Consider the following 1,842-nt stretch of genomic DNA (forward strand, 5'->3'; position numbering starts at 1 on the left):
CAAGGCCACGGAGTTTAGCGGCGGGACCGTCCGTCAAGAGGGTTGTTTTCCATGCGTCGGCGAGTGTGTATGTCCCGTAGGCGATCTTCTTGAGCAGGCCCTCGGCCGCCCATTGGCTCATCTGGGTCGCGAAGCTCGCCGCGCTCTGGATGCCCAGGGCGTGCGTGACCTCCCGAGGGCGCCAGGCGCGCTCGGGATCTGCTGCCATGAGGTGGAAGACCCTGTTCCTGTTGCCCGCGCCCATGCGCCGCAGGCCGGTGGCGGCCTTGCGGAGATCCTCACGCTGACCCTTCGGGGGCTCAGGTGGACATGCCGGTGCCGAGCGAAGAGTCACGGTCAGCGCGGTGATTCTCCTGCTCTGCCGTGGTCTGAGCTCGGCGGGTTTGGTGGGATAGCGACAACGCCCCGCCTTCACCGCGCGAGCACTGGTGCGCAGTCGCCGCGGCGGAAGCAATCCCTTGAGCACGGCTGTTCCGATCCGGCCGACCAGCAGGTCCAGCCCGGCGAGTTGGCCATCAGCTCCAGCGAGGACGAGTTGGTCGCGGGCCGTCTCCAAGGCGATGGTGAAACTGGCGCGATCCGGGTCGGTTCCGGGGCGGGACTCCACGGCGTCGGCCATGGCCGTTCGCAGGATCTGGTAGACGGTCAGCTGGGCCCACAGTTCCTGTTCCAGGCCGGCAGGATCTTGGGAGCGGAGCACGAGTCCGTGCTGCAGAGTGTGCCGAAGCGCGTAGTAGGCCGATTCGTGTTCCCACCGTTCGTGATAGAGCTCGACCAGGGCTTCGGCCGGATCCCGGCGGTGGTCCAGTAGCGTGGTGGCGATGCGGTACTGCTCGCAGAGCGTCTCTCCGGTCGCGGTGGTCATGGTGATCGTCGAGTCGATGACCCGCAGTTTGAGCGTGCCCATCCGCGTCAAGTACGAGCCGTCCGGCAGCACCGCCAGAATGGCCGGACGGCGTCGGGCGGTGATCCGGATGACGAACTGGGCGCCGGTTGCGGCCGTGTCGGACAGGAAGTCGTCCGCGTCGAAGCCGCGGTCGGCGAGGACGAGCATGCTGGCGTCCACCAATCCCAGCAGCCGGCGGGCGTACGCGGTCTCGTACTCGTTCGTCGGCCCGAACTCGGCTCCGAGCAGGCCGCGGGTGCCGGTCTCGCACAGTGTCATCAAGCGCATCACGGGGTATCCGGCCCAGCCGAGGCGGGCCTGGACCTTGCCCAGCCAGGCCCGGTTCCGTTCGCAGTCGGGGACTTTGATGGCGCTGCAGCCGTCGAAGGCGACAGTCCGCCAGCGGCGGTAGCAGGCGCCCGGGGTGGTGGGCTGCGCGAGTGGACCGGCCACCACCTCGAACAGCGCCTTCAGCGGAGCCGGCCCCAGGCGGCGGCGCAGACAGCGAAGTGCCTTCTCGCTCGGCCGGCATACGTTCCGACTGGCGAGTCCGGCCGTCAGTTTGTCCCAGACGCGCAGATATCCCAGCGCGGGGAACAGGGATAACGCCAGGACGAAGTACACCCCGACACGCGAGGGAAGGAGACGCCGTCGGCGCTCAAGAACCTGGCTCTCCTCCACAACCGCATCGACGAGCTCGACAGGGAGGTATCGAGTCAGGTCTCCCAAGTGCCCTGGCGCAAGCAGGAGTTCTGCCCTACCTGCAGGGGGTTTGGGCACGGTGATGGCACACTGGTTGGCCAACGGGACCTCTTCAGCGAGTAGATCTTGGTCGATCCCTCACTTACCGGAGGTCCCGTTGCCACGTCTTCCGCATACGACGAGATCACCCTCTTGACGGACGGTTCCGCCGCTTAACTCCGTGGCCTTGCTGCGACTCCGCGGTTCGTCAGCTC

Annotated in this window: 1 protein-coding gene; it reads right to left on the reverse strand. The window is 67.2% G+C overall.

Annotated features, from left to right (window positions below; genetic code table 11):
• The coding region (locus H9Y04_RS45515; RefSeq protein ID WP_306660257.1) for an IS4 family transposase at positions 1–1,690 on the reverse strand (1,690 nt) is incomplete at its 3' end.
• Between the last annotated feature and the right edge of the window lie 152 nt (positions 1,691–1,842).

Source organism: Streptomyces polyasparticus (assembly GCF_014493765.1).
In the GTDB taxonomy this organism is placed as follows: Bacteria; Actinomycetota; Actinomycetes; order Streptomycetales; family Streptomycetaceae; genus Streptomyces; species Streptomyces polyasparticus.